Source organism: Enterococcus sp. AAFC-DPL-5146 (genome assembly GCF_058216635.1).
Map to the genome: position 1 here is coordinate 1,860,585 of NZ_CM177103.1, position 24,465 is coordinate 1,885,049.

Sequence of the window (24,465 nt, forward strand, 5' to 3'; positions counted from 1 at the left end):
TGACATTAGTGGATTTATTTTTTGTATTCTTTTTCCCATTGTTCATATAAAGTTATTTTATCATCTAATAATTCAAGGTGACTTTTGACTTTTTGGTATTCAGATACGATTTTTATACGATGGTTTAATAATAACTGTTTGCGCTCAGTAATTGTTGTATCACCTAGTTTTCTTAACTCAGTATATTTTTTGATGTCTTTTAAAGAAATTCCTGTATTTTTTAATTTAATCACAAAAGTTGCCCAATCAAATTCTTTCTCCCCATAAACCCGATAATTATGTTCATCTCTTAATGGCTCGATTAACCCTTCTTTTTCATAATACCTCAATGTATGTTCACTAATACCAATTTTTTTTGCAAATTCACTGATTGTATACATTTTTTTCATCCTTTTTTTATTTTCTCCTTGCTTTAGAGATGACTCTAAACTTTATAATTCAATTGTACCATCAATTCTATTTTTTAGGAGGAAATAATTATGAAGTATACAGCAATCACAGGAGCCAGTTCAGGAATTGGATTAGAAGCAGCAAAAGCATTTAGCCGGATGGGGAAAAATCTTATTTTGATTGCTCGCAGAGAAGATCGTCTTACTACCTTGAAAGAGGAAATTTTATCTGAAAATCCTAGCTTAGATATTATCATCAAGACAACTGATTTATCACAATGGGAAACGGTTTTGACAATGTACAATGACCTAAAAATTTACGACATTGAGACTTGGATTAACAATGCTGGTTTTGGTTATTATCATTCTGTCGCAGATCAGGACTTAGATAAAGTAAATCAAATGCTTCACTTAAACATTGAAGCACTTACCTTATTATCAACTCTCTATGTCACTGATTATGAAAATAAAGAACAAACTCAATTGATTAATGTCTCTTCAGCAGGCGGTTATAAAAATATCCCCAATGCAACAACCTATTGTGCTACTAAATTTTATGTGAGTGCTTTTACTGAAGGGCTCTCTCTTGAATTACAAGCTAAAGGTGCACCTCTCAAAGCCAAAGTTTTAGCTCCTGCCGCTACTGAAACAGAGTTTGCTCAAGTTGCCAATGGTTCCACCTCTTATAACTATAATGAAGGATTTTCTAAGTTTCACACAGCCAAAGAAATGGCTCATTTTCTTGTAGAACTTTATCAAAGTCAACAGGTTGTTGGACTTGTTGATCGAAATACTTTTGAGTTTAATTTATCCGGTCCACGCTTCGATTATTATCAAACTGGCATAAAAAATTTGTAACTCATTTACGTAAAAAACTTGCCTGACAGAATTAGTCCATCAGGCAAGTTTTATTTTCTTTTTTATTCTTCTGTATCAAGCAAGTACTTACCAACTAAAGCTGCAAGTATACCGCCGATCAGTGGAGCTACAATAAATACCCAAACTTGCGATAATGCTTCGCCTCCAACAAAGATTGCTGGGGCTAAACTTCTAGCTGGATTGACAGATGTACCAGTTAGTGGAATCCCAACTAAATGAATCATGGTTAGAGTTAAACCAATCACTACTCCTGCAAGTTTTGCATTGCCTTTTTTAGCACTTGTTACAGTCATGATAACCAAAACAAAAATAAATGTTAAAATAATTTCAACTGTTAAAGCACCAACTGCACTCAAGTCACCAAAGGCATTTTGGCCTAAGTTTATTGTTTCTTTTCCAGAGGCCTTCAAAATAGTCAACAATGTAAAAGATGCAATCAAACCACCAACGATTTGTCCAACAACGTAGTAAATCAAGTCCATCGTTGAAATACGTTTATTGAACCACATACCTAATGATACTGCTGGATTTAAATGAGCACCAGACACTGTACCAATACTATAGGCTGCTGCAATAATCGTTAAGCCAAATGCTAAAGCGATCCCTGTTGTACCAATACCTTCCATTCCATTTCCCAATACCGCGGTTGCTGTACCAAAGAAAACCAAGATAAATGTTCCAAGACATTCTGCAATTGCTTTTTTCATAAATTTTTCTCCCTTCGATTTTACTGCTTCAAAAGATTACCATACTCACGAAAATTTTCATGATAGTTTCAACTAAAATTAAAGGAAAATTTAGTAAGTAATATCTTAATCTATTTGACAAATTTAATCATAAAAGGAAATGAAAAAATATACCAACAAAAGACATCGGATTAATGTACATTGTTGGTATATTCAAAAATTAATCTAAAAGTTGGATACCAATCCCTAAAAGCCCTGGTCCTGTATGAACAACTAAAGCGGGACTGATCGTACCAAAATAAATTTTTTCTGCTTGTGGAAATTGCTCTTTCAGTTTTTCGTAAAAAGCTTCTGCTTCTTCTACTGCTTGTCCTTGAGCAACTGCTAAAACAAATTTCTTATGATCTCCAACAAAGGCTTTGACTAAATCAAATGTCTTGTCTAAACTCTTCTTTCTACCACGAGCTTTAGCTACCGTGTGATAGACCCCATCTCCATTACAAGAAATAATTGGATTTAACTTCAACGCATTTCCTAAGATAGAAGCAACTAAACCAATTCGTCCGCCTTTTTGTAAATACTCCAACGTTGCAACATTGAAAAATACTTTTGTTTTAGCAACATTGCTAGTCAATTTTGTTTTGATTTCATCCCAAGAAAGATCTGCTTCTATTAATTTAGCTGCTTCAATTGCTTGCAGACCGCTGCCGATCCCAATATTTTTTGTGTCTAAAACATATGTCTCTAGACCTTCAAACTCCTCTGAAATCAATCGAACCACATTATAGGTTCCACTTAACCCACTAGAAATCGTCACAGCTAGAACTTTTTCATAACCGTCTGCTTTGATCTGTTCAAAAATTTTTGTAATCGTTTCACCATCTGGTAAAGAAGTACTTGGAATCTCTATCGGCAAACGTTCATAGACTTCTTCCGGTGTAATATCTACCTTATCTGTATAAATACGATCTTTATAAATAATTTGTAAAGGAATCATATACATTCCGTATTGTTCAACTAATTCTTGCGGGACATCTGTTCCTGAATCAACTAATAAGGCAATTTTTTCTTTATTCATTCTCTTGTTCTCCATTTTCTTCTAAATATTTTTGTTCTAGTTCAATGACTTTTTCAGTAAATAATTTTGTTGCAAAAGATAGTGTCGCACCTTTTACTACCATAAATTCAAAAGGAATTGGTTGTTCAAAAGCGGCAATTGGTTTGTTTCCTAATGCTTGTGAAACAACAACTGCTAATGCAGCCTCCTGTTCATCACAAAACAGATTATATGCTTCACGAATACCAACAGCTGCACCTTGAAAAATAATTCCTTGCTTGATTTCTGGTATGGTTAATACTTGCTTCAACAACGTAATAGCTATTAAAAATGCTAAATGTTTTTGATTGTATCGTTTTTTCTTGGGTGCTGGAATCAATCCTAATTTCACATAATTATTGACCATTGATGATGTTAGCAATGTGTGCTTTTCTTTTAGAATAACAGGAGATAAATAGCGTTCAACTAACGTAATCACTTGATCCATATATAATTCTATTTCAGGTAATTCATGCCATCTCGGCAAATGAACATCTACTAATTCTTCTCCCCAGACTTGCAAAGAGGTTTTTATTTCATTCACAAGATCCCTCCTTCTACTTACAAAAACAGTTTAACATTTTTTTGAAAAACATTCAATCTAGTTTCTAAAACTAGATTGAATGTTAAGAAAAAAGCAAGCTTTCTTTAGTTAGCAAGCTTGCTTTAATATCTTAAATTGACCATCCCTTAAAAATCGTTAAATCCATCATCCTCTTTCGCATCCTGCTTAGAAGGATCAAATCCAAATTTTCCTCTATTTGGAAAATCAGGTGAGCCATATCCTCCATGAGGGTCAAAATCTGGCTCCATTTTTCTAGGATTACCAAAACCGCGACCACGTCTACCTCGAGCATGATGACCTTTAAAGTTTCTCTCTTCTTCAGGTATTTCATCATACAAAGCTTCAAGTAATTTACTCATAATTATTTGGAAGGACTCTTGTTCTGATTCTGTTAAAACATCAAATATGTTTTTTTCTTCTTGTTCACTATTATCAGCTGCTGTCATTCCTGATTCTGTTAAGCGAATGACCATCACTCGTCGATCGCTTTCTAAGGGCTCACGACTGATATAGCCTTTTTTTTCTAATTTCCCTAGTAATTCACCTAAAGATTGTGGGCGCATATCTAGTAAATAAGATAATTCTTTTTGAGTCGTTTCAGGTTTTAGCTTTAACAAATTCAGGATTCTACCTTGTCCTCTATGAGGATTGCCAAAAGGCCCATGTTCTCTGCGTCGTTTCATAAAATATCTTTGCATCATTGCTTGCAAACTAATAAATTGTTTCATCAATGTTTGTTTTTCCATAATTGATTCCTCCATAAAATACAGTATAGTTCAGGTACCTGTCTTTTATTATAAAGGTACCTGATTAAAAAGTCAACAACTAAATAATAATAAGTAATCAATTATTATAAAGTTACCTGCATAATAAAAAAGAGGTTAGATGCAAACTCGATCGTTCTGCTTCTAACCACTTAATTAAATTCTATATTTTTTTCAACTCTCGTTTTCCAAAAACAATGCCAATAAAAAAGAATAACTCCAATAAAACAAAGAACAAAATAAAACAATGCATAAAAAATTCTTCTGGTAATACATTAATGATGGGGTCTGTCACAGGATCAAATAACCAGTCATCATTATTGAAAAAGAACCCATGAAATGCGACAAAAAACTGATCAAAACCAATTGCCATCATGATACCAAAGAATACTGGAATAAGCATTCCCCATTGAAATGGACGAATCAAACGCCATACTCTTCTCTGCTTAATTAGCCGAAAAAGAAAAATACCACTTGGAATGACTGTTATAGCAAGAACTCCATAACAAAGTAAAAATAGACGTTTTACTTCATAAAAATGAAATGCTCCGCTTTTAGAAACTGGAAAATCCGATAATTTCAAGGTGTGATTAAAGGGATTATTTAAGTATGCCATTAATTGATCATAATTTTGTAATAAGGTTGACTTATCCATTGACACATAATCTAAAATCTTCAACGAATCAATATCAATCACATACAATAAACGAAAATTAATCGTAATTGTAATAGCTAAAGAGATAATAGTCAAAATCAAACATAAAAGACCCGCTCTCTCAAGCCAAATCCAGCTTCTTTCTTTTACTTTCATAATCAAAAATCCCACTCATCTAAAGACTCAACAATGTAAGTTGGTTTTTCAGGTAAGCTTGCAGCAGCTGATTTAGAGGTAAAACCAGATAAAACCAGCAGACTATCAATACCGTTTTTAAGACCAGATTGAATATCCGTTTCATAATTGTCACCGACCATGATAACAGCTTCTTTATCCAACTTCATAACTTTTAGCGCTTCATTCATAATAATGGCATTTGGTTTGCCGATCATAACGGGTTCTTGTTGTGTTGCTGTTTGAATTAACGAAACAAACGAACCTGCTCCAGGCAATAAGCCTCGTTCAGTCGGAATACTTTTATCAGGATTTGTACCAATAAATGTTGCACCATTTCTGATACAAAGAGCCGCTGTTGCAAATTTTTCGTAATGAATATTAGTATCCAATCCGACAACAACATAATCTGGCTGTTCTTCATCCCATTCAAAACCTGCAGATAAAATCAAATCAACAAGCCCAGACTCACCAATCACAAAAACTCGATTCCCCTTGCCTTGTTCCTTCATATAGTCAATTGTTGCCAAACTTGCTGTGTAAACAGTCTTAGCAGATACATGAATATCAAATTCCTGCGCTAGTCGATTGGCAACGGCTTCTGGTGTTTTTGTTGTATTATTCGTCACGAAAAGAAAAGGCAAATTCAATTCTTGCAAGCGTTCTACAAATCGTTTTCCTGCTGGAATAACTTCTTTGCCTAAATAAATCGTGCCATCTAAATCAATTAAGTATCCTTGATAATGCTTTTTCACAGATGATTACTCCTCACGTTGACGAATAGTAAATGAACGTCCTTGGCTAGAAACACTATCTTGTTTACCAACGACTGGTTTTTTCACTTCATTTTCTTTACGATTTTTAATCACTGGTTTCGTTTTGTTTGTTACTGGTACACGTTTTTCTTCTGTATGAGCTTGATTGTGATTTACTGGTTTTTTATTTGTTTTCTTGCGACGAGGTTGTGGCTTTTCGTTTTTTCCGCCAATTCGCTCGATTACAAAGTAAGCACAGCCAAAATTACAGTACTCATATAAATAATCTTCCAGTGTGTCAATTCTCTGTTCTGGTGAAGCTTTACGATTTGATTCATTGAAAAATCCTTTTAAACGAAGTTGATCGTATCCCCAATCACCTACAATATAATCATATCTTGAAAGAACATCACTAAAGCGTTCTCCTAATCTTTCCGCATCAAAAGCCTCTCGATGATTCTTCACTAAAAGATATTGACGTTCACCAATCGTTAAATGAATATCATCAACAACAGTAACGATTTCGCCTTTTTTCTTTTCTTTGACAGGTTCTTCTTTTATTTCTTCAAGGACAGCAGTTATTTCTTCTGTTAAGGTAGCTGCTGGTTCTTCTTTATGTTTAGTTGGTTTATTAGATTTGTATGGTTTCTTTACTTTGTCTGTCATTTTTTCACCGCCTAGATTTTATTATACCTTGTTTTTATAGGATTGGGTAGTGGGCACTCAAGTAGTTTGCTAAAACAGTTCGGAGAAATTCTGGAAAAATAAATTCTACCTCTCCCGCAAGTTCAATTGTCGGAAAGAACGGGATAAACATGAAATGATCAACGGTAGTAAATGTATATTTCTGTTCTAAATTGATGGGCTGCCCCTGCCAAAGAACTTGTTTTTTCTTTTTATTGTAGGCAAGTCCATCATAGTATAGCTCCCCAAAAACTTTCCCGCGAAATCCCATCCCAGTGATTGGAAATTTACGTAAGTACTGACGGTTCTTTTCCATCTCTTGAACCAAACGAATCAATTCATTTCCTGTTAATGTTACCCGAATAAGATGCATTGGATGAGGTAAGGTTTCGTGTAACTGATCTTCATCAACGATACCTTGAGGGATATCTGCCAAAAATAGGCCATTATTTAAAATTGCTGCATCCGTCTGTCCCCTTTCTCTCAGAGCCTTTAGTGTGACTACCATCAGTGATTGTTCCTCATTTAAGGTAAAGGACAATGTCTGAGGGATATCAGCGATTTTTTTTGCTTTTAACAACTGATGACCTAAAGCTAAATAGTCTTCACTCTCTCTTTGATCATCTGGCAAGTCAGGTAAATCAGCCGTTGGAACTGCTTTGGCTTCACTGTGAATGATCTGTCCAGTATCAACGGTTAAGTGAACTTCTCCAATATAATAACCAAATTTCCCAGCAGCTGATAATTGAGTGTTATTGATTTTTTCGCCCTGTTTGAATACATGATGTGTGTGGGAACCCAACAGAACATTGATTTCAGGAAACTCATTTGCAATCTTAATATCTTCATCGATTCCTAAGTGGCTCATTAAAATCAAGAGATCACATTTTGGTTGAACTTCTCTGATTAAAAGCGGCAATATGTCTTTGGTTGAGTGAATAGACCAACCATTTGGCTCATAAGTTAAAGGGAATGATGCTGTCAAGGCAATCAAACCAATTTTCACTTTTTCTTTTGTTTCTATGATTTTGTAAGGCCTTACCCAATCAGGTGCTTCACCTGTATTTAAATCAAATAAGTTCCCTAACAAAACATCAAAATTCCCATGATCGTATAAATGATTCAGTTGTTCTTTGGAATTACCGATTCCTTCATTATTGCCAATTGTTGCAGCATCGTAGCCTGCTTCATTCATCAACTCTATGTTCGCTTGTCCGTCTGTTGCTTCTGTCAGCGGATGCCAACGATCAATGAAATCTCCAAGATCAACCGTGATTACTGTTTTTCCAGCTTTTCTATATTTTTCTCTCTGACTGATTAAATATCGTCTGATTTTGGGCCAATTTTCCAAATGTGAATGTAAATCGTTGGTATGCATGATAACGATTTCTTCCATTGTCTCGTCCCCCGATTTTAGTATATAAAAATATAGTACCATACTTCCAGATGAAGTATAATAAACTAACCGCTAAAAAAAGGAGAAAAAAATGAAAATCAATGGACCTTTCGGAACAATTTGGTTGGACGCTGATAATAAAGGCTTAACAACCGTTTCTTTTTTTGAACTTAACAATCATCAGACAAATCAGCACACTGAGCAAGCTGCAAAAGAGTTAGCAGAGTATTTTTCGGGGAAGCGAACCAATTTTACTGTTCCTTTATCCATTAATATCGGCACACCCTTTCAACAAAAAGTTTGGGATGCACTGTATCAGATTCCTTATGGTGAAACTCGTAGTTATTTAGCTATCGCACAAGCAGTCAATTCACCTAAAGCTGTTCGAGCAATCGGTCAAGCAAATAGTAAAAATCCGATTCCTATTATCATCCCTTGTCATCGAGTAATTGGTAAAAATGGAAAATTAACTGGCTATTTAGGGAGTTCTGAGCATGATGGTCTTAGTATAAAAAAATTTCTTCTACAAATAGAAAATACATTGTAGATTCAAAAAATAATGAGCAAACAAAACGGCACTCGTTTTGTTCGCCCATTATTTTTCGTTGTTGTTGTATAAATAGAATGAAAATTCACTTAAAATTTATTCTTTGTTGTCTTTATTTTCTTCACTATCTTTGCCACGATATTTCTCTAAATATTGTTCTTTTGTCATAACATCATCCACATCCATATTAAACTCAATAAGCTCTAACCCTGTCATATGGTGAATGGCGTCTTTTACTTTTGCAACTGTTTGATCGAAAACAGTTGACATAATCACATCATATTCACAAATCACAGATACATCAACAGCCACTTGTTTTGTCCCAACTTCCACATCAATTCCTTTAGTGATGTCTTCATTGTCTCTAAAGCGATCGGCAAGATCAGTAAAAAGATTACCACTTAATCCTAAAATACCATCTACATCTGAAATAATGACACCTACGATTTTTTTGATAACCACATCACTAAACGTCAATTTTGTTTTTAGATTACCAGTATTACTTTGTAACTCTTCTGTCACTTGCATTCCCTCCTTTAAAAATAGTTTTTAAATTCCTATCATAGATCTTACTGAATCTATCAAGGAATAAAAATCCAAGTCTTCATCACGCATTTTTCCAATGATATAACCTACTGCTGCAAAAATCAATAAAACAAGTGTTTTTCCTAAGCCAATAAGTAACAAAAGTACAGCTAATAGGAAAAACAGAGTTGTCCAAATAATCCGGAAACGATAAGGTTTAAGCAGTTTAAACCATCGTTTTTTTTGCTCTTGATCCATTGCTTTCCCCTCCTAAATCACTCGTGATTTCTTTTTGCCGAAAGTCGTAGATTCTGCTGGTTGTTTTTCTCTTAAATGAACGGTTACGTGACTCTCGATTGATTCCAAAGCATTAGATAATGCGCTTTGTATCTCTGCCTTAATCTCTTCTGCCATCGGCTGGTATCGTTCTTTACTAAGAACGTCAAGCCATAAATTGACAGCTACTTTTTCTTTTCCTTTGATTTTGATTTTCATTTTTGTCTTATCTGGATGGATGATTTTACTGTACGCCTCTTCTACCAATTGTTCCACTGTACTTTTGGGTATTTCAATCCGATTTTTGCCTTCCTTCACGACCAAGCGTTTTCTTTGACCAGAAACGGAAAGAACCACCACTAAACTTAGAAGTAAAAGTACCCCTAAGGCAAGTAAAATACCTTCAAAGAAGGAAAATAACCAAGGATAGCTATAAAGAAGCCAATCTACTTCATATGACACCCACGGAAGGTCGATCAATTGACTAAGTAAGCCCAAAGTGCCCACAAATAGCAAGAGTATGATTAGTGCAAAAATAATTTTTAACAACCGTTTCATATACTTCCCTCCTTCAAAGACTAGTTGTTTTGCTACTAATCAAATTGTAACGCCTAAAAAAAAGTATTACAAAAGATACGAATTGTCTTTTGTAATCGACGGTTCAAGTTTCGAGAATAAAAAAACAATTATCTGATATCCAGCTTATTACTCACTGAATCACAAATAATCGTTTTTTATTTTAAAATCAGATAATGACCACTTTTTTCAATATTATTCATCAAGATACTCTTCTTTAGAAAATTCCGTATCTTCATACTCCCCACTATCACCATAAAATTGATTATATCGTTGTTTAAACTTACGGAATATATAGGTAACTAACACCTTGGCAATCGCATAAATCGGAATCCCAAATATCAAGCCAAACATCCCTAATAAATCCCCCATAACCAATAAGACAATAATAATTGTCAATGGGTGGACAACTAAACGTTTACCCATGACTTGCGGTGCAATTAAATGCCCATTTAACATTTGAACTATCATCCAAACGATTGTCATTTTAATAAACATTCCAAATGAAACCATTAACCCAACAATCGCTGCTGGTATAAATGCAATAACTGGTCCAATATAAGGAATAACTGCTGTTACTCCCACAATAATGGATAAGGTTCCAGAATAAGGCATTTGAATGATCCAAAATCCGATAAACGTTAAAACACCAATCGCAATTGATACTAAAATTTGTCCTTTTAAATACGCACCTACTTGACTACTCATCGTTGCACCAATTTCTTTGGCATCATTTCTAAAACGTGGTGGGACAATCTGTAAAATAAAAGAGAAAAATTTCTGATCATCTTTTAGCAGGAAAAAAGTGATAATTGGTGCTGTCACCATTACTAAAGCAAAACCTGTCAACGTAGAAAACACTGTGGATGCACCTTCCACTGCTTTGCTGAAATAACTACCAATTCCATCGGATACATTGTCAAACCATTTTTGAATTCCCGCTAGCGCATTTGCTAATGGTTTCTCTAACGCAGAATTATGGAAAAACTCGGTAATCATCTTATTTAAATCAATCATATACTGGGGAAAACTTTTGATTAGTCCATCTACTTGCTTTTGTAGAATCGGAACTACAAGTATAATTCCCACAACAATCAATGTTACTAGAATCAAAAAAATAGCTGAAACACCATACACTCGCTTGATTTTATGTTTTTCCATCCAATTCACCAATGGGTTAAACAAATAATATAAAATCAAGGCTAAAATCGTTGGGCCAATAATTGTTTTAAAGACAACACCGATTGGGCCAAAAATAAAACCAACTTGATGAAAAACAAAAATCACTGCCCCTAGCAACAATAATGCAACTAGTGTAAATAATAAGTTTTTTCCACCAAGAAATTTAATCCAACGTGTCTCATCTTTCTTTTCCATCTTCTTCCCTCCTTAAATTAAAAATATAATAAGCTCTTCAAATCCCGTAGAAAAATAGAAAGATAGGTTTGCGATTCTTTTTGTCACAGGCAGATTTTATCTTTTCCAGTACCCTTCACTCATTGGGGTTTTAGCCCTTAGTAATTAGTGAGATCAACGTGTCCAACTCATGAAATTAGATAACATCACTCCATTTATTGTAACAAAAAATCTGCTTCTGTAAAAAAAAATTCACTTTGAAATTTTTAACAGATAGAATCAAAAATCACCCAGTCGCTACTAACTGACTGAGTGATCTTTTTATCTTAATTCGTTGCTTTACGTCCTTTACGTTGTGTTGCTTCCATAATTACTGGAAGAATTACTGGACGGCGTTTTGTTTGCTCAAACAAGTAACGGCTAAGCTGTTCACGAATGTCTTGTTTTAACTTACTCCACTCAAAATCGCTACTTTCAAGATGCTTTTCAACAATTTCAGTTACAATATTACTGCTTTCTTGCATCAAGTCTTTACTTGTTTTTACATAAACAAAGCCTCTTGATGTAATCTTAGCAGGAGAAACAATTCTTTTTTCACGACGATTGATTGTCACTACAGCTACAAAAATACCATCTTCAGATAAAATCCGACGATCTCGAAGTACGATATTCCCGATATCTCCAACACCAATTCCATCGATCATGATATTGTCAGCTGTTGTGCTGCCAGCGACGGTCATTTTCTGTTTACTGTATTCAAGAATATCTCCTCGACCAGTAATGAAAATATTTTTGTAAGGTATTCCTAGTTCATGAGCCAAATCAGCATGTGCTGCTAATTGACGATATTCCCCTTGAACAGGGATAAAATATTTTGGTTTCATCAAGTTTAACATCAACTGTAAGTCATTTGGATTTCCATGTCCGGAAACACGCATATTATCAGAAATCTGTTTAACAACACCACCTGCACGATAAACAATGTCTTCTGTCTTTGCCACAGCTGTTTCCATTGCAGTTGTCGGAGTTGTTGTGATATAAACCAAATCGCCTTCTTTAATTTTGATGACACGGTGCGTGCCATTCGCCATTTTTTGTAAAGACTTAATTGGTTCGCCCATTGTTCCTGTTTCCAAAACGACTAATTGATCTGCTTGATATTTTTTCATATCTTTCACACTAATGATCAAATCTTCGCTTGGTAATTTTAATTTATCTAACTTAATTGCTGTATTGATAATTCGTTGGAAATCTTGACCTGTTAGAACAATTTTACGGTCTGAACGATGCGCAGCATCTAGTACTTGTTGAACACGTTGCAAATTACTTGCCACACAAGCCACGATGATTCTGCCTTCCCAATAGCGAATCGTATCAAATACTTCATCAGCGATTTGAAGTTCAGAAACCACTTGGGTTGGATTTTCAGCATTAGAAGAATCACTTAACAGTGTCAATACGCCTTCTTTGCCAATCTCAGCTAAACGACCAAAATCTGTTTGATACATCGGAATTGCGCTTTGATCAAACTTAAAATCACCAGTATAAACAATGTTGCCTTCTTTAGTTTTTAAATTGATTCCGATAGAATCAGGAATCGTATGTGTGGTTCTGAAAAAGCTAATCGTTGCATTGGCAAAATCAATTTCTGTATGGGCATCAACTACATGAAAATCATTGAAGTCTTTAGATGTTGCTTGATCTCCTACATTTAATTTTGCTAACTCGATTGTTAATTCCGTCCCAAATACTGGTACATGAACTTTAGATAAAAGATAGGGTAATGCTCCGATCGCATCAGCATGACCATGCGTTAAGAAAATTCCTGCAACGCGGTCAATATTTTCCTCCAAATACGTAAAATCGGGAATCACTACATCAATTCCTAAAAGTTCATTTTCTGGATATTTTAATCCACAATCCAGTACAAAAATTTCATCTTCCACTTCTGCGATATACATATTTTTACCATTTTCACGAACGCCGCCTAAGGGAACGATTTTTATTGTACTCACTAGTTTCACCTCTCTATATTCTCATACTGAATCAAAGATCCAGTATGCTTAAAATTTTCGCCTTTTCTTCAGAAGTACATGATACAAGAGGTAAACGTAATTCGCCAACTGATATGCCCATATGATTTAATACGGCCTTTACAGGAGCTGGAGAGGGTACTGTAAAGAGTGCGTTCATTCTAGGTAATAGCTTACGTTGAATGCTTGCAGCTCTCTTGATTTCACCTTGATCCAGTGCTTGGAACATGTCATACATCTCAGTTCCAAAAACATGACTTGCAACTGACATGACCCCTTGTCCTCCTATTGCTTTGATTGAAAAAGCTAAGGAATCTTCTCCAGTATACACTAAAAAGTCTTTTGGCGCCTTCTCTATCAACTCGGTCAGTGCATCTAAACCGAAACATTCTTTGATAGCAATGATATTTTTCAGTTCTGCTAATCGCAAACTTGTTGATACATCAAGACTTGCCACCGTTCTTCCAGGTACATTGTATAAAATAATCGGCAAATCACTGGCCTCAGCAATTGCTTTAAAATGTTGATACAATCCTTCTTGATTTGGCTTATTGTAATATGGAACGACTGCTAATCCAGCATCGATCCCTCTAATTGCTGAAATTTCCTTCACAAACTCAACAGAATCTCTTGTATCATTGGTTCCCACACCACAAATAATCGGCACTCGTCCGTCGACTAAGCGGATTACTTCATGAAACAACTCAATTTCTTCATCATGAGTTAATGTTGGTGATTCCCCTGTTGTTCCCGCTAAAATAATACCTTCTGTATGATTATCAAGCAAATGTTTCACTAATTTAGGCAGTTGAGCAAAATCAATTGCGCCATTTTCATCAAAAGGTGTGACCATTGCTGTAATAATCGTTGCGTTTTCTAAATTCATACTTACTACCTCCTAATTTTAAAAGCGTATCGGGCTCTTTCAATCTCAGCTGAAAAATAGGAAAATATGGTTGTGGTGCTTTTGCCACAGGCAGATTTTATCTTTTTTCTGAGAGACTAGCCCGCGTAGCTAGATAACATTTAAAAGTGTAGAGGACTCGTTCAGCGCTGACTAAAAAATAGGAACCATTGACTATGATGATTTTTGTCACATTCAATGGTTTTCTTTTTTCGAAGTACTAATCCTCATAGCTAGATAACTTTTTCGTAACAACCTTCTACTTTGCTATAACTTGTACTTTAAAACATCTGTTCATACGATTAACTATGTTTTAAAGTAACCAAATCCATCTCATGTAACTTTTCTGCAATTTGAACAGAATTCCAAGCTGCTCCTTTTAACAAGTTATCAGAAACGACCCACATATGGTAACCTTTGTCGATGTCAATATCTTGACGAATTCTTCCGACAAATGTTTCTTTACGGTCTATACTTGTCAAAGCTTGAGGGTACAATTGTTGACTTGGATCATCTTGTAAAACTGCTCCTGGAGCATCTGAAATCAATTGTTTTATTTTATTGACGTCAGATCCCTCTTCTTTAACTTCAATGTAAATCGACTCAGAATGACCAGATAAAACAGGAATCCGTACACATGTTGCAACGACTTTGATGCTGTCATCTTCCATGATTTTTTTTGTTTCATTAATCATTTTCCACTCTTCGTACGTGTAATCAGCGTCTGAAAAAACATCAATCTGTGGTAACGCATTAAATGCGATTGGATAATGTTTTTTATCTCCTCCACAAGGTAAAATATCAGCCTCTAACTCTTCAGCAGGCGTACCATTGATATAAGCTAATGCTTGTGATTTCAACTCTTGCATAGCATTAATTCCAGCACCACTGACTGCTTGATAAGTTGAAACAATCAAGCGATCTAACCCGTATACTTTACGAATTGGTTCAAGAGCCACCATCATTTGAATCGTTGAGCAGTTTGGATTAGCAATGATTCCTCTATGCCGTCTTAATGCCTCTGAGTTGACTTCTGGCACAACTAAGGGAACTTCTGGATCCATTCTGTAATGGCTTGTATTGTCCACCACAACGGCTCCACGTTTGACCGCTTCTGGTGCAAATTGTTTTGAGATGCTTCCCCCAGCGCTAAATAACGCAATGTCCACATCATCAAAAGATTCAGGCACTAACTCTTCGATTACATGGGGTTGCCCCTTAAACGTTACTTCTTTTCCCGCAGAACGTTTTGAAGCTAAAAGTTTTACCTGTTTAATTGGCAATGATGTCTCTTGTAACATCTCAATCATTTTTGTGCCAACAGCACCCGTTGCGCCTACCACGGCAACATTATACATTTTTTCCATACTTATTGATCTCCTCTCAAATTCCTGAAGAAAGTTGCTTTTTCTATTTTACCATAATATCGGCTTTTACTACATAGGAAGTAAAACGATTTTTCATCAAAATAAAAGATAATATATTTCAAATGATTCTTTAATGTCGTTCTTATGATCTATGCAACTTATTCGACTAATCTTTTTTACAGTTTTATACTAGCTTAGCAACTTATTTTGTGTTACCTAGTTTTGCGGGCTGAACGGGTCCGTTACGCTTTAAGAGGAGGAATTTTAGATGTACACCGTAGCAGATTATTTGCTAGATCGTTTAAAAGAAATAGGGATCGATGATATTTTTGGCGTTCCTGGAGATTATAATTTAAAATTTTTAGACCATATCACCGCTCGAAAGGATTTAAACTGGATCGGTAATGCCAACGAATTAAACGCTGCTTATATGGCGGATGGTTATGCTAGAACCAAAGGGGTTTCAGCTTTTGTCACAACTTTTGGCGTCGGTGAATTAAGTGCTATCAATGGTTTAGCAGGAAGTTATGCAGAAAACGTGCCTGTCATTGAAATCGTCGGCTCACCAACAACAACTGTTCAAGAAGGCAAAAAACTTGTTCATCATACACTAGGCGACGGTGACTTTTTACACTTTGAAAAAATGCATGAAAAAGTCACCGCTGCAAGCGCTCACTTAACAGCGGAAAATGCTCTGACAGAAATTGATCGTATATTAACGATCGCTATAAGTAAAAAACGCCCAGTTTATATTAATTTGCCCATCGATATTGCAGAAATTGAGGTATCTAAACCTGATACACCTTTATTAACTGGACAAAAAGAGCTAACGAAAGCTGAATCAGAACTTTTAGAAACTATAGAAAAAGCTCTAAGCAATTCAGCTAATCCAGTTATCATCGCTGGCCATGAAATCTTAAGTTATCATCTTGAGGAACATTTAGATGCTTTCATTCAACAATACAATCTTCCAGTGACTACTTTATCTTTTGGAAAAGGAGCCTTCAATGAAGAGGATCCACATTATTTAGGCACTTATTCCGGTTCTCCAACGACAGAACCTTTAAAAAGCAGAGTTGATGAAGCCGATTTAGTTCTACTTTTAGGCGTCAAATTAACAGATTCAGCCACTTCTGGATTTAGTTTTGGCTTTACTGATAAGCAAATTATTTCTATTGGAAGTACAGAGGTATCCATCTATGGGAAAAAACAAGCAGGTATTCAACTGGATCTGTTTATTCCTGCATTAAAAACAATCAATTATTCTGGTTTTATTGGTGAAATCATTCCTGTAAAACGATTATCAAATATAGAAAATATAACTAAATCATTGACACAAAACCATTTCTGGGAAATGGTTGAAACTTTCCTTGTCCAAGGAGATACAGTGGTTGGTGAACAAGGAACTTCTTTCTTTGGACTAACGAATGTTCCCTTAAAAAAAGAAATGCATTTTATCGGTCAACCTTTATGGGGATCAATCGGTTATACTTTCCCTTCTGTCTTAGGTAGCCAAATAGCCAACAAAGATAGTCGCCATCTATTATTTATTGGAGACGGTTCACTACAATTAACGGTTCAAGAACTAGGAACTGCCTTACGTGAACAACTATCACCAATCATTTTTGTTATTAACAACAACGGCTATACTGTTGAGCGGGAAATTCATGGTGCTACAGAGCAATACAATGATATTCCAATGTGGGATTATCAACATTTGCCACTGGTATTTGGCGGTACTAACGATACTGTGGCAACTTACAACGTTAAAACAGAAGTTGAATTATATGAAGCTATGAAAACAGCTAGAAATGACACAAAACGATTACAATGGATCGAAGTTGTGATGGATCAAGAAGATGCACCGGAATTATTAAAAAAACTAGCCAAGATTTTTGCCAAACAAAATTCTTAATATTTACACGTTTATCTCAATTCAATACCAGTCGAATCTATTGACTTTTGAATGTGTTTTGTTATAGTTAAAAGCGACATTTACTTAATTTGAAGGAGTGAATAAGATGGCACGTGTTGAAAGTTTTGAATTAGATCACAATACAGTAAAAGCCCCATATATTCGTTTAGCGGGTACTGAAAAAAATGGCGAAGCATTGATTGAAAAATATGATTTACGCTTTTTACAACCAAATGAAGATGAATTACCAACAGCTGCAGTTCATACATTGGAGCATTTACTAGCAGTGAATTTACGCGATCACTTAGAAGGAATCATTGATATTTCTCCAATGGGCTGCCGTACTGGATTTTATATGATTATGTGGAACGAGCACTCACCAAAAGAAATTCGTGATGCCTTGGTTAAGGTATTGAACTTTATTGTTGAGACTGATTTTGTCCCAGCGGTTTCAGCAAAAGAATGTGGAAATTATAAAGACCATTCTTTATTTTCTGCTCAGGAATACGCGAAGATTGTTTTAGAGAAAGGGATTAGTTTAGATCCTTTTGAGCGAGTGATGTAAGAACGGTTCACTTTAGAATAAAAAACTAGCAGATCTGATCAGATGTTTCAAATCCTACCTGCTAGTTTTTATTATTTAGATGGATGTTTTGATAAGCTTGCAAGTCTACCTTCGATTAATTTCAATTCCAAATATTTTACTATTTTGTTTCCCAACCCTATTACTAACTTTCTATGTTATCTAAGTTTTCACTATTTTTTTCTTCTCTTAACCTCTTCTGTAATTCCTTATCATAATTTCTCGCCACTGGAATCAGAAAGTTGATTACACCACATACACACGCACCGATACCTGCAATCACAAACATTTTTTCCACACCGATTTTATCTGCTAAGGGCCCTGCAAAAACTAACCCTACTGGTCCTGTAATACTCATCAAAGAATTCAATACACCTAACACACGTCCAAGAACATTCGGTTCATAACTTTGTTGGATCATTGCCATTAACAAGGTATTGAAATACGGGGTGGCAAAACCTGCAATTGAATTTAGAATAACAAAATAGATAAATCCTCTACTAGTTGCCGGCAACAAACCACTCAATCCAATTGTTACACCAATCACAGCATAAGCAAAAAAGATTAGATTCATGCGATTTTTCCACTTCCCAAAAATCCCAATCACAGCACCACCAATCAACATCCCTACAGAATAAACTACTTCAACCAATCCAGCTTGACCAACAGTTCCATTAAAGTAATTCATAGTCATCAGAGGATATAAACTAGCAGCGGGCATAAACAGCAACATAAAAATAGCCCCAACGATGGTAATATACCAAAGACCTTTATTTTCAAATAGCTTGTTAAACCCAAATTTAGCATCTTCTAAAAGATGAATTGGTTCTCCTTCTGAGATAATCTTTTTAATCGTAACTGGAATCAACAGCCCAATACCAAAAACAGCCCCAAGAACATCCAACAAAATAAGAAAATTCATTGGAATCATAGAGTAGAGCACTGCACCCAATGCAGGGGCAATGATAAAGTTTGCCGATTGAACCATGCTAAATTGTCCATTGACCTTCGTTAGCTCATCTTCTGGTACCATCGTAGGCAATATCGACTGAATCGTTGGCATTTGAAACGTTTGTGCAATCGAACGCACCAGCAACGAGATAAATACTAGCCACAATGGAAAATCGGATGAAATCGTTCCGACAATTGATAGTATTAATGCAAAAATAGCTACAATGACATCTGTTAAAATTAATAAAACTTTCTTATTCCAACGATCAATAAGAGGGCCCGCAAACGGGCTCAACAGCACCATTGGCAACATTCCCAAAAGCATAGCCAAGCTCAAAACAGTTGCTGAACCCGTTGTCTTTGTCAGATACCAAATGATAGAATACTGGACAGCCATACTTGTGATTCCCGATAAAAATTGTCCTGTTAGAAACAGGTAAAAATTTCCTTTCCATTGATTAGGCTTAAATATAATTAAATTTTTAGACATAAAAACACTCCTCGAATGATTAATTATTATTCAATTTCAGATATAATAATCTTTTCTAATTTTGAAGCGTTTGTCCAAAACTAGAAAAGCCTATCCTTTTTTCAAACGGATTGAATCAATATTTGTCTTCAACATATAAATCATGTGGCTCTTTCCTCTCTTTGTTAGCTTTCTATAGGTTGATTTTACCTGATGTATGCTTCTCAAACAAATAATTAATTTGATTTTTTGCGACAATAATTATTTGTAAAGATATTTACGTTGATTACGCAAGATTTTAACTACTATATTGGTCTTTTTTTAGTTTACATTTTTTCATCAATGAAAGCTCTGAATGGTAAAATTTTCCCCATTTTCCAATCTAAGTTTCAATTAATTGTTTATTTATATCACAAAAAAAGCCAAAACTTTATAAGTTTCAGCTCCGTTTATCAAACTATTTCAAATTTATTAAGCTTCATTTTTGCACTAATCAACTTACACCTTATCAGTAGGTATAAATAAGTTAGCGTTAATTTTAAGAAGAACCATCAAGACCGCAGACGTTGCGATTGCCGTCGCTAAAGCACTAACTCCATTCATCACAAATGAAAACAACCATGGATTCATCCCCCAAAGAGCAAAACTTCCCCAGAAAATAACCCCTGCGATAAAGTGCCAAAAATAACGCATAACTGTACCGAAAAATGACGCATAAATAATAATTCGACTACTCTTTACATACTCTTTATTTTTGATGGCTTGTTGTAATCTTCCACTATAAACACCTGCAAAACCTGCAAAACCAAAAGCCAAGATATATTCAATAATTACTTGAATTGGCATTAAATAGTAAACTTGCGCCGCCGGAAAATGAAGTAGGCCCCAAATAAATGCTGAAAAAAATCCTGCCTTTGCTCCTCTTCGTAACGCATAAAGTGTGATCGGAATCATTCCTAGTGAAACCGAAAAGCTACTGCCGATATTGGTTGGAATAAAAGACAAAATCATCGCAATTGCCGCAACAATCGTTCCTTCAATCCAGATTTTTAACTCTACTTTTCTTTGCATAAAAAAAACTCCTCCTTGTAGAACGACCAATTCACAAAGGAGGAGTAAAAGTATCTATTTACTCCATCACAATTCCTACGCTCGTATTAACGAACAGGTTCGAAGGGTTTAGAGTTGGTACTCATTCTCAGCCAAGGCTCCCCTTTGTGATGGGTTCTATTTAATTTTTAGTTGTTCTCATTTTTACTGACAACAATGGAATCGTAACATGGTGGTTGCTAAAAGTAAAGAAATAAAGTTTTAGCTAATACTCAAATTTCGTCGTTTTACTTATCTATTTAAGGTAAAATAAAAGAAAAAAAGGAGGAGTATGATGAAAAAAAAAGTAAAAAAAGTTGGTTCTATTTTAATTATGGCAGTATTTGGAGGAATCATTGGTTATTCTGGCAGCTATCTGATTGGAAGTAACAGATTATCAATCTGGGATGCAGTAATTTTTCTCTTCGCATTGATTGTTTCTTTTATTTTCCACGTTATTATCCACGAAGCTGGACACGGTATTTTCGGGAAAGTCTCTGGTTATAAAATGGTTAGTTATCGGATTTTTTCATTCATGTGGGTTTGGCAAAAAGATGGAAAGATTGCTTTTCGACGATTTAACGTTCCAGGAACATTAGGCCAATGTTTAATGGCACCACCTCCATATGCGAAAGGAAAGTTTCCCTTCCGCTTATATTTACTTGGAGGGATTCTAGCTAACTTAATTACTAGCTGTATTGTTGGTATAGTTTTTATGCCTGATTCCATGATCGCTGCTGCCTTTTTTATTGCAGGTATGTTTATTGTTATAACAAATGGTTTTCCAACTGGTTTTAATGATGGAATGACTTTCAAAATTGCGTCTTCTAGCCATGAGCAACAATATTTACTCTATGTACAATTTGAAACAAACTACCAATTGAATCAAGGAAAAACATATCTTGACCTACCTGAACTGTTTTTTGAATTAACTCCAACCAAGACTAAACAAACCTATCTCAATGATTATCAATACTTTTTAAGAATTGCTCGTTTCTCGCAAGAACGTGATTGGAGACGTTTAAGTACCCAGATGGAATACTTGTGGAGCCAGTTGGATGATTTGCTTCCTCCATATCAAATTGAAGTAAAAAAAGAACTGATTTTTTCTCTCTCTATCACTAAACCAGAAGATGAACGTATTCTTCAATTATGGTCGGACAAAAGCGTTCAGCTTAGTTTAAAGCAGCCTTTAATGGGTAATAAACGAATAGAAGCCTCTTACTATTACTTTGTAAACCATGACCCTAAACTGGCTTTACTTTGCTTAAAAGCTGGAAAAAAATTACTAGATAAGGCTCCTGTATTAGGGGATGCAAAAGCTGAAATGAACTTGAATGACTGGTTACAGGAACAAATTTCTCTAGAACAAGGTACTTTATTTTAAATAGAAATAAAAATGACTGGCAATATTTTATTTAAACATCGCCAGTCATTTTTACATATCTTTTTAATAGTCACCTTTAATAACAAAGAACGAGCCGCGAATAGTTCCTGCCAACTTAGATTTTTGACGAGCAAACTTGAACTTTCCTTCAAACTCAACTGGGATTTCCATACCGTCAGAAAGTTTAAATCCTACTGCACGTTTCCCACCGTCTTCAAGTGTATACATCACATTTACGGCCAAGCCATTTTCATAAAAAACATATGCCATCTTAATTCCCTCTACTTCAAAGCTTGATACTTCTAATGGTTTATACGGGAATTTCATATCTCTTTGTGCTAAAATTTTTTCAATCCAAGCTAAAGTTTCAGTATCTTCACTAGCTGGCACCGTTATAAATTCATGTTTGTATTTATTCCAATAATAACGAGCTTCATTCGCACGTAAACCTGCCATCGCTTCCGCCACTGGAGAACTTTCAAAACCAACTGTTGAGACGTTTTTGAAATCTACTTTATAGGACATTTGAACTCCTCTTTTCTTTTGATGTATGGTAATTATATGCAATGATGGATTCATTGACAAATAAAATGGATTTGGTTTTTCTTGAGATGATTTAACAACATTACATGCAACCATAAAAAAACGAATATCGCTATCGACATTCGCTCATTTACTTTATCCATCTTTACAATAATTCTTTTCTCAATTCCTCATCCGTGCGATCAGATAAATACTTAGGCGCAATATCCAGAACGGTATACGCTCCAAATTGCTTTTCTTTAGCCAAACGAGCACAAGCTCTAGCGTAAGCAACTAACACACTTGCGGTAAATTCAGGGTTACTTTCCAATTGTAAATTATACTCAATCACTTGCTTCGTCTTTTGATGGGTTGTCCCAGTATGAAGAACTGTTCCGCCATGAGGCATAGCTTTATGATTTTCATCTAGTTCAGCCTGTGAAATAAAGTGAACTTCCGTGTCATAGTCAGCAAAATAATTTGGCATAGAAATGATTTCTTCCCGAATTCTCTTTGAATCGCCTTCATCTTCTAGAACAACAAAACATTCTCTAAAATGTTTATCACGAGTCGTCAACTGTAATGTTTCACCTGCTTTGAGTTTCTCGATAACCTCATTATTTGGAATCGTGTATTGAACAGCATCTATCACTCCATCAATTCGTCTTAATGCATCGGAGTGTCCCTGACTAACTCCTCTACCCCAAAAAGTATTCGTCTCACCATCCGGTAAAATACTTTGGGCATATAATCGATTTAAGCTAAACAAACCTGGATCCCACCCAGTTGAGATAATTGATGCCGTTTGATTTTCTTTTGCCACTTGGTCCACTTTAGCAAAATGCTCTGGAATTTTTGCGTGTGTATCGAAACTATCGATTGTATTAAATAAATGCGTCCATTCTGGCGTTTGCGTTGGTAAATCTGTTGCTGATCCGCCACATAAAATACAAACATCGATGTCATTTTTTTTAGACTTAAGTTGATCCATTGTGAACGCCTGTCCACCTTCTGTTTCAACAGTTTCAGGTGCTCTTCTCGTAAAGATGCCGACTAACACCATATCTTTATTCTGTTTGATAGCACGTTCCACGCCCCGACCCAGGTTCCCATACCCGACAATTGCTACTTTTATCATACTTACATTCCTCCACTTCTATGCCTCAAATTATACCAAATGGAAAAGTCATTTGACAATTGGAATTTATATAAGCAGACTATTTTGCGAAAATTACATTCATTCTTTTTTTGAGTCTAATCTTTGGCTAGTTTTTAGCATTGAGAATTTCCCGTTAATAGCCATTTTTTGCAGATAAATATATGAAAGATTTACCCAAGCAAAACTCAATAAAAATCCTCCAATCACATCACTAGGATAATGAACCCTTAAATAAATTCGACCTAGTCCAATCAACAGTACATAAACAACTAGACCTATTTTTAACCATTGATATTTTTTTGGATTATTTGAATAGACAGTATGAATCACTAAAATTATCGAACAGGCGAGACACATCGCCAATAAAGAATGGCCACTAGGAAAGCTGTAAGAAGTTTTTTCAGCCAGTTGTTCTACATTGGGTCTGATCCTTGCAACAGATTGTTTCAGGATAAATCCTAGTGCACTAACGACAAAAACATTACTACTCGTCCAAACTGCCAAAATCCTATAGTTATTCCTCCAAAGTACAAAAGAAACAATCAAACTTACGATAAAAATAGGAACGATCGTAGCTGTTTTGGCAAATAAGTTCACAAAATTGGTAATCACGTCACTAGGTTTCCAGTTAAACTGGTAGATAAACGAATCTAACTGACTAAACCATGAAGGATTTGTAACAACTAAAAAAGTAAGTATTGAAAATAATACAATACTTAAAATAGCTGGAGTAAATTTTTTTTCTTTCAATGTAGACATCCTC

The 24,465-nt window shown here is 35.2% G+C and carries 26 protein-coding genes and 1 riboswitch; of the genes, 5 read left to right on the plus strand and 21 right to left on the minus strand.

Translation table 11 applies throughout. From position 1 onward, the window contains the following. Positions 1-14: 14 nt before the first annotated feature. Positions 15-389, minus strand: coding sequence for a MerR family transcriptional regulator (locus tag AC4BB2_RS08510; protein WP_490472513.1), 375 nt, complete (start codon positions 387-389; stop codon positions 15-17). Positions 390-479: 90 nt separating this feature from the next. Here AC4BB2_RS08510 and AC4BB2_RS08515 point away from each other — a divergent pair, with 90 nt between their 5' ends. Further along, a complete protein-coding gene (locus AC4BB2_RS08515; protein ID WP_490472514.1) occupies positions 480-1,247 on the plus strand; it encodes an SDR family NAD(P)-dependent oxidoreductase in 768 nt (255 codons plus the stop codon). Between the two features lie 62 nt (positions 1,248-1,309). Here the strand turns inward: AC4BB2_RS08515 and AC4BB2_RS08520 are convergent, their stop codons facing one another. From AC4BB2_RS08520 to AC4BB2_RS08555, 8 genes are all read right to left on the minus strand, one after another. Continuing rightward, positions 1,310-1,975 carry an MIP/aquaporin family protein gene (locus AC4BB2_RS08520; protein WP_490472515.1) on the minus strand — a complete coding sequence of 222 codons (666 nt, stop codon included), beginning with the start codon at positions 1,973-1,975 and terminating at the stop codon, positions 1,310-1,312. Between the two features lie 199 nt (positions 1,976-2,174). Further along, entirely contained in the window at positions 2,175-3,032 is an 858-nt protein-coding gene (locus AC4BB2_RS08525; RefSeq protein WP_490472516.1) for a DegV family protein, read from the minus strand. After that, positions 3,025-3,594, minus strand: coding sequence for a DUF1836 domain-containing protein (locus tag AC4BB2_RS08530; protein WP_490472517.1), 570 nt, complete (start codon positions 3,592-3,594; stop codon positions 3,025-3,027). Before AC4BB2_RS08530 ends, AC4BB2_RS08525 begins: the two co-directional genes overlap by 8 nt. 146 nt (positions 3,595-3,740) lie before the next feature. Further along, positions 3,741-4,361: a MarR family winged helix-turn-helix transcriptional regulator gene (locus AC4BB2_RS08535; protein WP_490472518.1), complete on the minus strand. Its 621-nt coding sequence runs from the start codon at positions 4,359-4,361 to the stop codon at positions 3,741-3,743. Between the two features lie 181 nt (positions 4,362-4,542). Then, entirely contained in the window at positions 4,543-5,190 is a 648-nt protein-coding gene (locus AC4BB2_RS08540) for a TIGR01906 family membrane protein (protein WP_490472519.1), read from the minus strand. 2 nt (positions 5,191-5,192) lie between these two features. Beyond that, positions 5,193-5,963: a TIGR01457 family HAD-type hydrolase gene (locus AC4BB2_RS08545; protein WP_490472520.1), complete on the minus strand. Its 771-nt coding sequence runs from the start codon at positions 5,961-5,963 to the stop codon at positions 5,193-5,195. Between the two features lie 6 nt (positions 5,964-5,969). Next, on the minus strand, positions 5,970-6,629 hold the full coding sequence (locus AC4BB2_RS08550) for a YutD family protein (RefSeq protein ID WP_490472521.1): 660 nt from the start codon (positions 6,627-6,629) through the stop codon (positions 5,970-5,972). A gap of 34 nt (positions 6,630-6,663) precedes the next feature. Next, positions 6,664-8,043 (minus strand): bifunctional metallophosphatase/5'-nucleotidase, encoded by a 1,380-nt coding sequence (locus AC4BB2_RS08555; RefSeq protein ID WP_490472522.1) that lies wholly within the window; start codon positions 8,041-8,043, stop codon positions 6,664-6,666. A gap of 91 nt (positions 8,044-8,134) precedes the next feature. On the opposite strand from AC4BB2_RS08555, the gene AC4BB2_RS08560 reads away from it, so the two are divergent. Then, on the plus strand, positions 8,135-8,590 hold the full coding sequence (locus tag AC4BB2_RS08560; protein WP_490472523.1) for a methylated-DNA--[protein]-cysteine S-methyltransferase: 456 nt from the start codon (positions 8,135-8,137) through the stop codon (positions 8,588-8,590). Positions 8,591-8,686: 96 nt separating this feature from the next. Here AC4BB2_RS08560 and AC4BB2_RS08565 read toward each other — a convergent pair whose 3' ends face one another. The 7 genes from AC4BB2_RS08565 to AC4BB2_RS08595 all read right to left on the minus strand — a co-directional run bounded on the left by AC4BB2_RS08565 (position 8,687) and on the right by AC4BB2_RS08595 (position 15,627). Next, positions 8,687-9,112 (minus strand): Asp23/Gls24 family envelope stress response protein, encoded by a 426-nt coding sequence (locus AC4BB2_RS08565; RefSeq protein ID WP_490472524.1) that lies wholly within the window; start codon positions 9,110-9,112, stop codon positions 8,687-8,689. Positions 9,113-9,139: 27 nt separating this feature from the next. Further along, positions 9,140-9,373, minus strand: a complete 234-nt coding sequence (locus AC4BB2_RS08570; RefSeq protein ID WP_490472525.1) for a DUF2273 domain-containing protein — start codon at positions 9,371-9,373, stop codon at positions 9,140-9,142. A gap of 12 nt (positions 9,374-9,385) precedes the next feature. Beyond that, a complete protein-coding gene (gene amaP / locus AC4BB2_RS08575) occupies positions 9,386-9,949 on the minus strand; it encodes an alkaline shock response membrane anchor protein AmaP (RefSeq protein WP_490472526.1) in 564 nt (187 codons plus the stop codon). 213 nt (positions 9,950-10,162) lie between these two features. Next, positions 10,163-11,344: an AI-2E family transporter gene (locus AC4BB2_RS08580; RefSeq protein WP_490472527.1), complete on the minus strand. Its 1,182-nt coding sequence runs from the start codon at positions 11,342-11,344 to the stop codon at positions 10,163-10,165. Positions 11,345-11,649: 305 nt separating this feature from the next. Further along, complete coding sequence (locus AC4BB2_RS08585; RefSeq protein ID WP_490472528.1) at positions 11,650-13,338, minus strand: ribonuclease J; 1,689 nt, start codon at positions 13,336-13,338, stop codon at positions 11,650-11,652. Between the two features lie 31 nt (positions 13,339-13,369). Beyond that, entirely contained in the window at positions 13,370-14,242 is an 873-nt protein-coding gene (dapA, locus tag AC4BB2_RS08590; protein ID WP_490472529.1) for a 4-hydroxy-tetrahydrodipicolinate synthase, read from the minus strand. Positions 14,243-14,562: 320 nt separating this feature from the next. Further along, positions 14,563-15,627 carry an aspartate-semialdehyde dehydrogenase gene (locus tag AC4BB2_RS08595; RefSeq protein WP_490472530.1) on the minus strand — a complete coding sequence of 355 codons (1,065 nt, stop codon included), beginning with the start codon at positions 15,625-15,627 and terminating at the stop codon, positions 14,563-14,565. Between the two features lie 268 nt (positions 15,628-15,895). On the opposite strand from AC4BB2_RS08595, the gene AC4BB2_RS08600 reads away from it, so the two are divergent. After that, positions 15,896-17,542: an alpha-keto acid decarboxylase family protein gene (locus tag AC4BB2_RS08600; RefSeq protein ID WP_490472531.1), complete on the plus strand. Its 1,647-nt coding sequence runs from the start codon at positions 15,896-15,898 to the stop codon at positions 17,540-17,542. Between the two features lie 106 nt (positions 17,543-17,648). After that, positions 17,649-18,107: an S-ribosylhomocysteine lyase gene (locus AC4BB2_RS08605; RefSeq protein WP_490472532.1), complete on the plus strand. Its 459-nt coding sequence runs from the start codon at positions 17,649-17,651 to the stop codon at positions 18,105-18,107. Positions 18,108-18,270: 163 nt separating this feature from the next. Here AC4BB2_RS08605 and AC4BB2_RS08610 read toward each other — a convergent pair whose 3' ends face one another. Both AC4BB2_RS08610 and thiT read right to left on the minus strand, forming a co-directional pair. Then, positions 18,271-19,566, minus strand: coding sequence for an MFS transporter (locus AC4BB2_RS08610; protein WP_490472533.1), 1,296 nt, complete (start codon positions 19,564-19,566; stop codon positions 18,271-18,273). Positions 19,567-20,043: 477 nt separating this feature from the next. Continuing rightward, positions 20,044-20,616 (minus strand): energy-coupled thiamine transporter ThiT, encoded by a 573-nt coding sequence (gene thiT, locus AC4BB2_RS08615; RefSeq protein ID WP_490472534.1) that lies wholly within the window; start codon positions 20,614-20,616, stop codon positions 20,044-20,046. Positions 20,617-20,671: 55 nt separating this feature from the next. Beyond that, a riboswitch (TPP riboswitch) is annotated at positions 20,672-20,770 on the minus strand. A gap of 159 nt (positions 20,771-20,929) precedes the next feature. Between thiT and AC4BB2_RS08620 the strand changes: the two genes are divergently transcribed. Beyond that, on the plus strand, positions 20,930-22,021 hold the full coding sequence (locus AC4BB2_RS08620) for a hypothetical protein (RefSeq protein ID WP_490472535.1): 1,092 nt from the start codon (positions 20,930-20,932) through the stop codon (positions 22,019-22,021). Positions 22,022-22,084: 63 nt separating this feature from the next. On the opposite strand, the gene AC4BB2_RS08625 is transcribed toward AC4BB2_RS08620, so the two are convergent. The 3 genes from AC4BB2_RS08625 to AC4BB2_RS08635 all read right to left on the minus strand — a co-directional run bounded on the left by AC4BB2_RS08625 (position 22,085) and on the right by AC4BB2_RS08635 (position 24,452). Then, the gene (locus tag AC4BB2_RS08625) at positions 22,085-22,546 is read right to left on the minus strand and encodes a DUF8821 family protein (protein WP_490472536.1); all 462 of its coding nucleotides are present in this window, start codon (positions 22,544-22,546) and stop codon (positions 22,085-22,087) included. 163 nt (positions 22,547-22,709) lie between these two features. Continuing rightward, positions 22,710-23,681 (minus strand): diaminopimelate dehydrogenase, encoded by a 972-nt coding sequence (locus AC4BB2_RS08630; protein WP_490472537.1) that lies wholly within the window; start codon positions 23,679-23,681, stop codon positions 22,710-22,712. A gap of 99 nt (positions 23,682-23,780) precedes the next feature. Then, positions 23,781-24,452, minus strand: coding sequence for a phosphatase PAP2 family protein (locus AC4BB2_RS08635; protein ID WP_490472538.1), 672 nt, complete (start codon positions 24,450-24,452; stop codon positions 23,781-23,783). Positions 24,453-24,465: the final 13 nt, after the last annotated feature.

Bases quoted from the DNA above. Each gene is read 5' to 3' on its own strand.
- AC4BB2_RS08535 (WP_490472518.1), bottom strand. From the start codon at position 4,361: ATGGAAAAACAAACATTGATGAAACAATTTATTAGTTTGCAAGCAATG.
- AC4BB2_RS08605 (WP_490472532.1), top strand. From the start codon at position 17,649: ATGGCACGTGTTGAAAGTTTTGAATTAGATCACAATACAGTAAAAGCC.
- AC4BB2_RS08540 (WP_490472519.1), bottom strand. From the start codon at position 5,190: ATGAAAGTAAAAGAAAGAAGCTGGATTTGGCTTGAGAGAGCGGGTCTT.
- AC4BB2_RS08570 (WP_490472525.1), bottom strand. From the start codon at position 9,373: ATGGATCAAGAGCAAAAAAAACGATGGTTTAAACTGCTTAAACCTTAT.
- AC4BB2_RS08600 (WP_490472531.1), top strand. From the start codon at position 15,896: ATGTACACCGTAGCAGATTATTTGCTAGATCGTTTAAAAGAAATAGGG.
- AC4BB2_RS08525 (WP_490472516.1), bottom strand. From the start codon at position 3,032: ATGAATAAAGAAAAAATTGCCTTATTAGTTGATTCAGGAACAGATGTC.
- AC4BB2_RS08595 (WP_490472530.1), bottom strand. From the start codon at position 15,627: ATGGAAAAAATGTATAATGTTGCCGTGGTAGGCGCAACGGGTGCTGTT.
- AC4BB2_RS08515 (WP_490472514.1), top strand. From the start codon at position 480: ATGAAGTATACAGCAATCACAGGAGCCAGTTCAGGAATTGGATTAGAA.
- AC4BB2_RS08510 (WP_490472513.1), bottom strand. From the start codon at position 389: ATGAAAAAAATGTATACAATCAGTGAATTTGCAAAAAAAATTGGTATT.
- AC4BB2_RS08580 (WP_490472527.1), bottom strand. From the start codon at position 11,344: ATGGAAAAGAAAGATGAGACACGTTGGATTAAATTTCTTGGTGGAAAA.
- amaP (WP_490472526.1), bottom strand. From the start codon at position 9,949: ATGAAACGGTTGTTAAAAATTATTTTTGCACTAATCATACTCTTGCTA.
- dapA (WP_490472529.1), bottom strand. From the start codon at position 14,242: ATGAATTTAGAAAACGCAACGATTATTACAGCAATGGTCACACCTTTT.
- AC4BB2_RS08520 (WP_490472515.1), bottom strand. From the start codon at position 1,975: ATGAAAAAAGCAATTGCAGAATGTCTTGGAACATTTATCTTGGTTTTC.
- AC4BB2_RS08610 (WP_490472533.1), bottom strand. From the start codon at position 19,566: ATGTCTAAAAATTTAATTATATTTAAGCCTAATCAATGGAAAGGAAAT.
- AC4BB2_RS08630 (WP_490472537.1), bottom strand. From the start codon at position 23,681: ATGATAAAAGTAGCAATTGTCGGGTATGGGAACCTGGGTCGGGGCGTG.
- thiT (WP_490472534.1), bottom strand. From the start codon at position 20,616: ATGCAAAGAAAAGTAGAGTTAAAAATCTGGATTGAAGGAACGATTGTT.
- AC4BB2_RS08550 (WP_490472521.1), bottom strand. From the start codon at position 6,629: ATGACAGACAAAGTAAAGAAACCATACAAATCTAATAAACCAACTAAA.
- AC4BB2_RS08560 (WP_490472523.1), top strand. From the start codon at position 8,135: ATGAAAATCAATGGACCTTTCGGAACAATTTGGTTGGACGCTGATAAT.
- AC4BB2_RS08555 (WP_490472522.1), bottom strand. From the start codon at position 8,043: ATGGAAGAAATCGTTATCATGCATACCAACGATTTACATTCACATTTG.
- AC4BB2_RS08625 (WP_490472536.1), bottom strand. From the start codon at position 22,546: ATGTCCTATAAAGTAGATTTCAAAAACGTCTCAACAGTTGGTTTTGAA.
- AC4BB2_RS08620 (WP_490472535.1), top strand. From the start codon at position 20,930: ATGAAAAAAAAAGTAAAAAAAGTTGGTTCTATTTTAATTATGGCAGTA.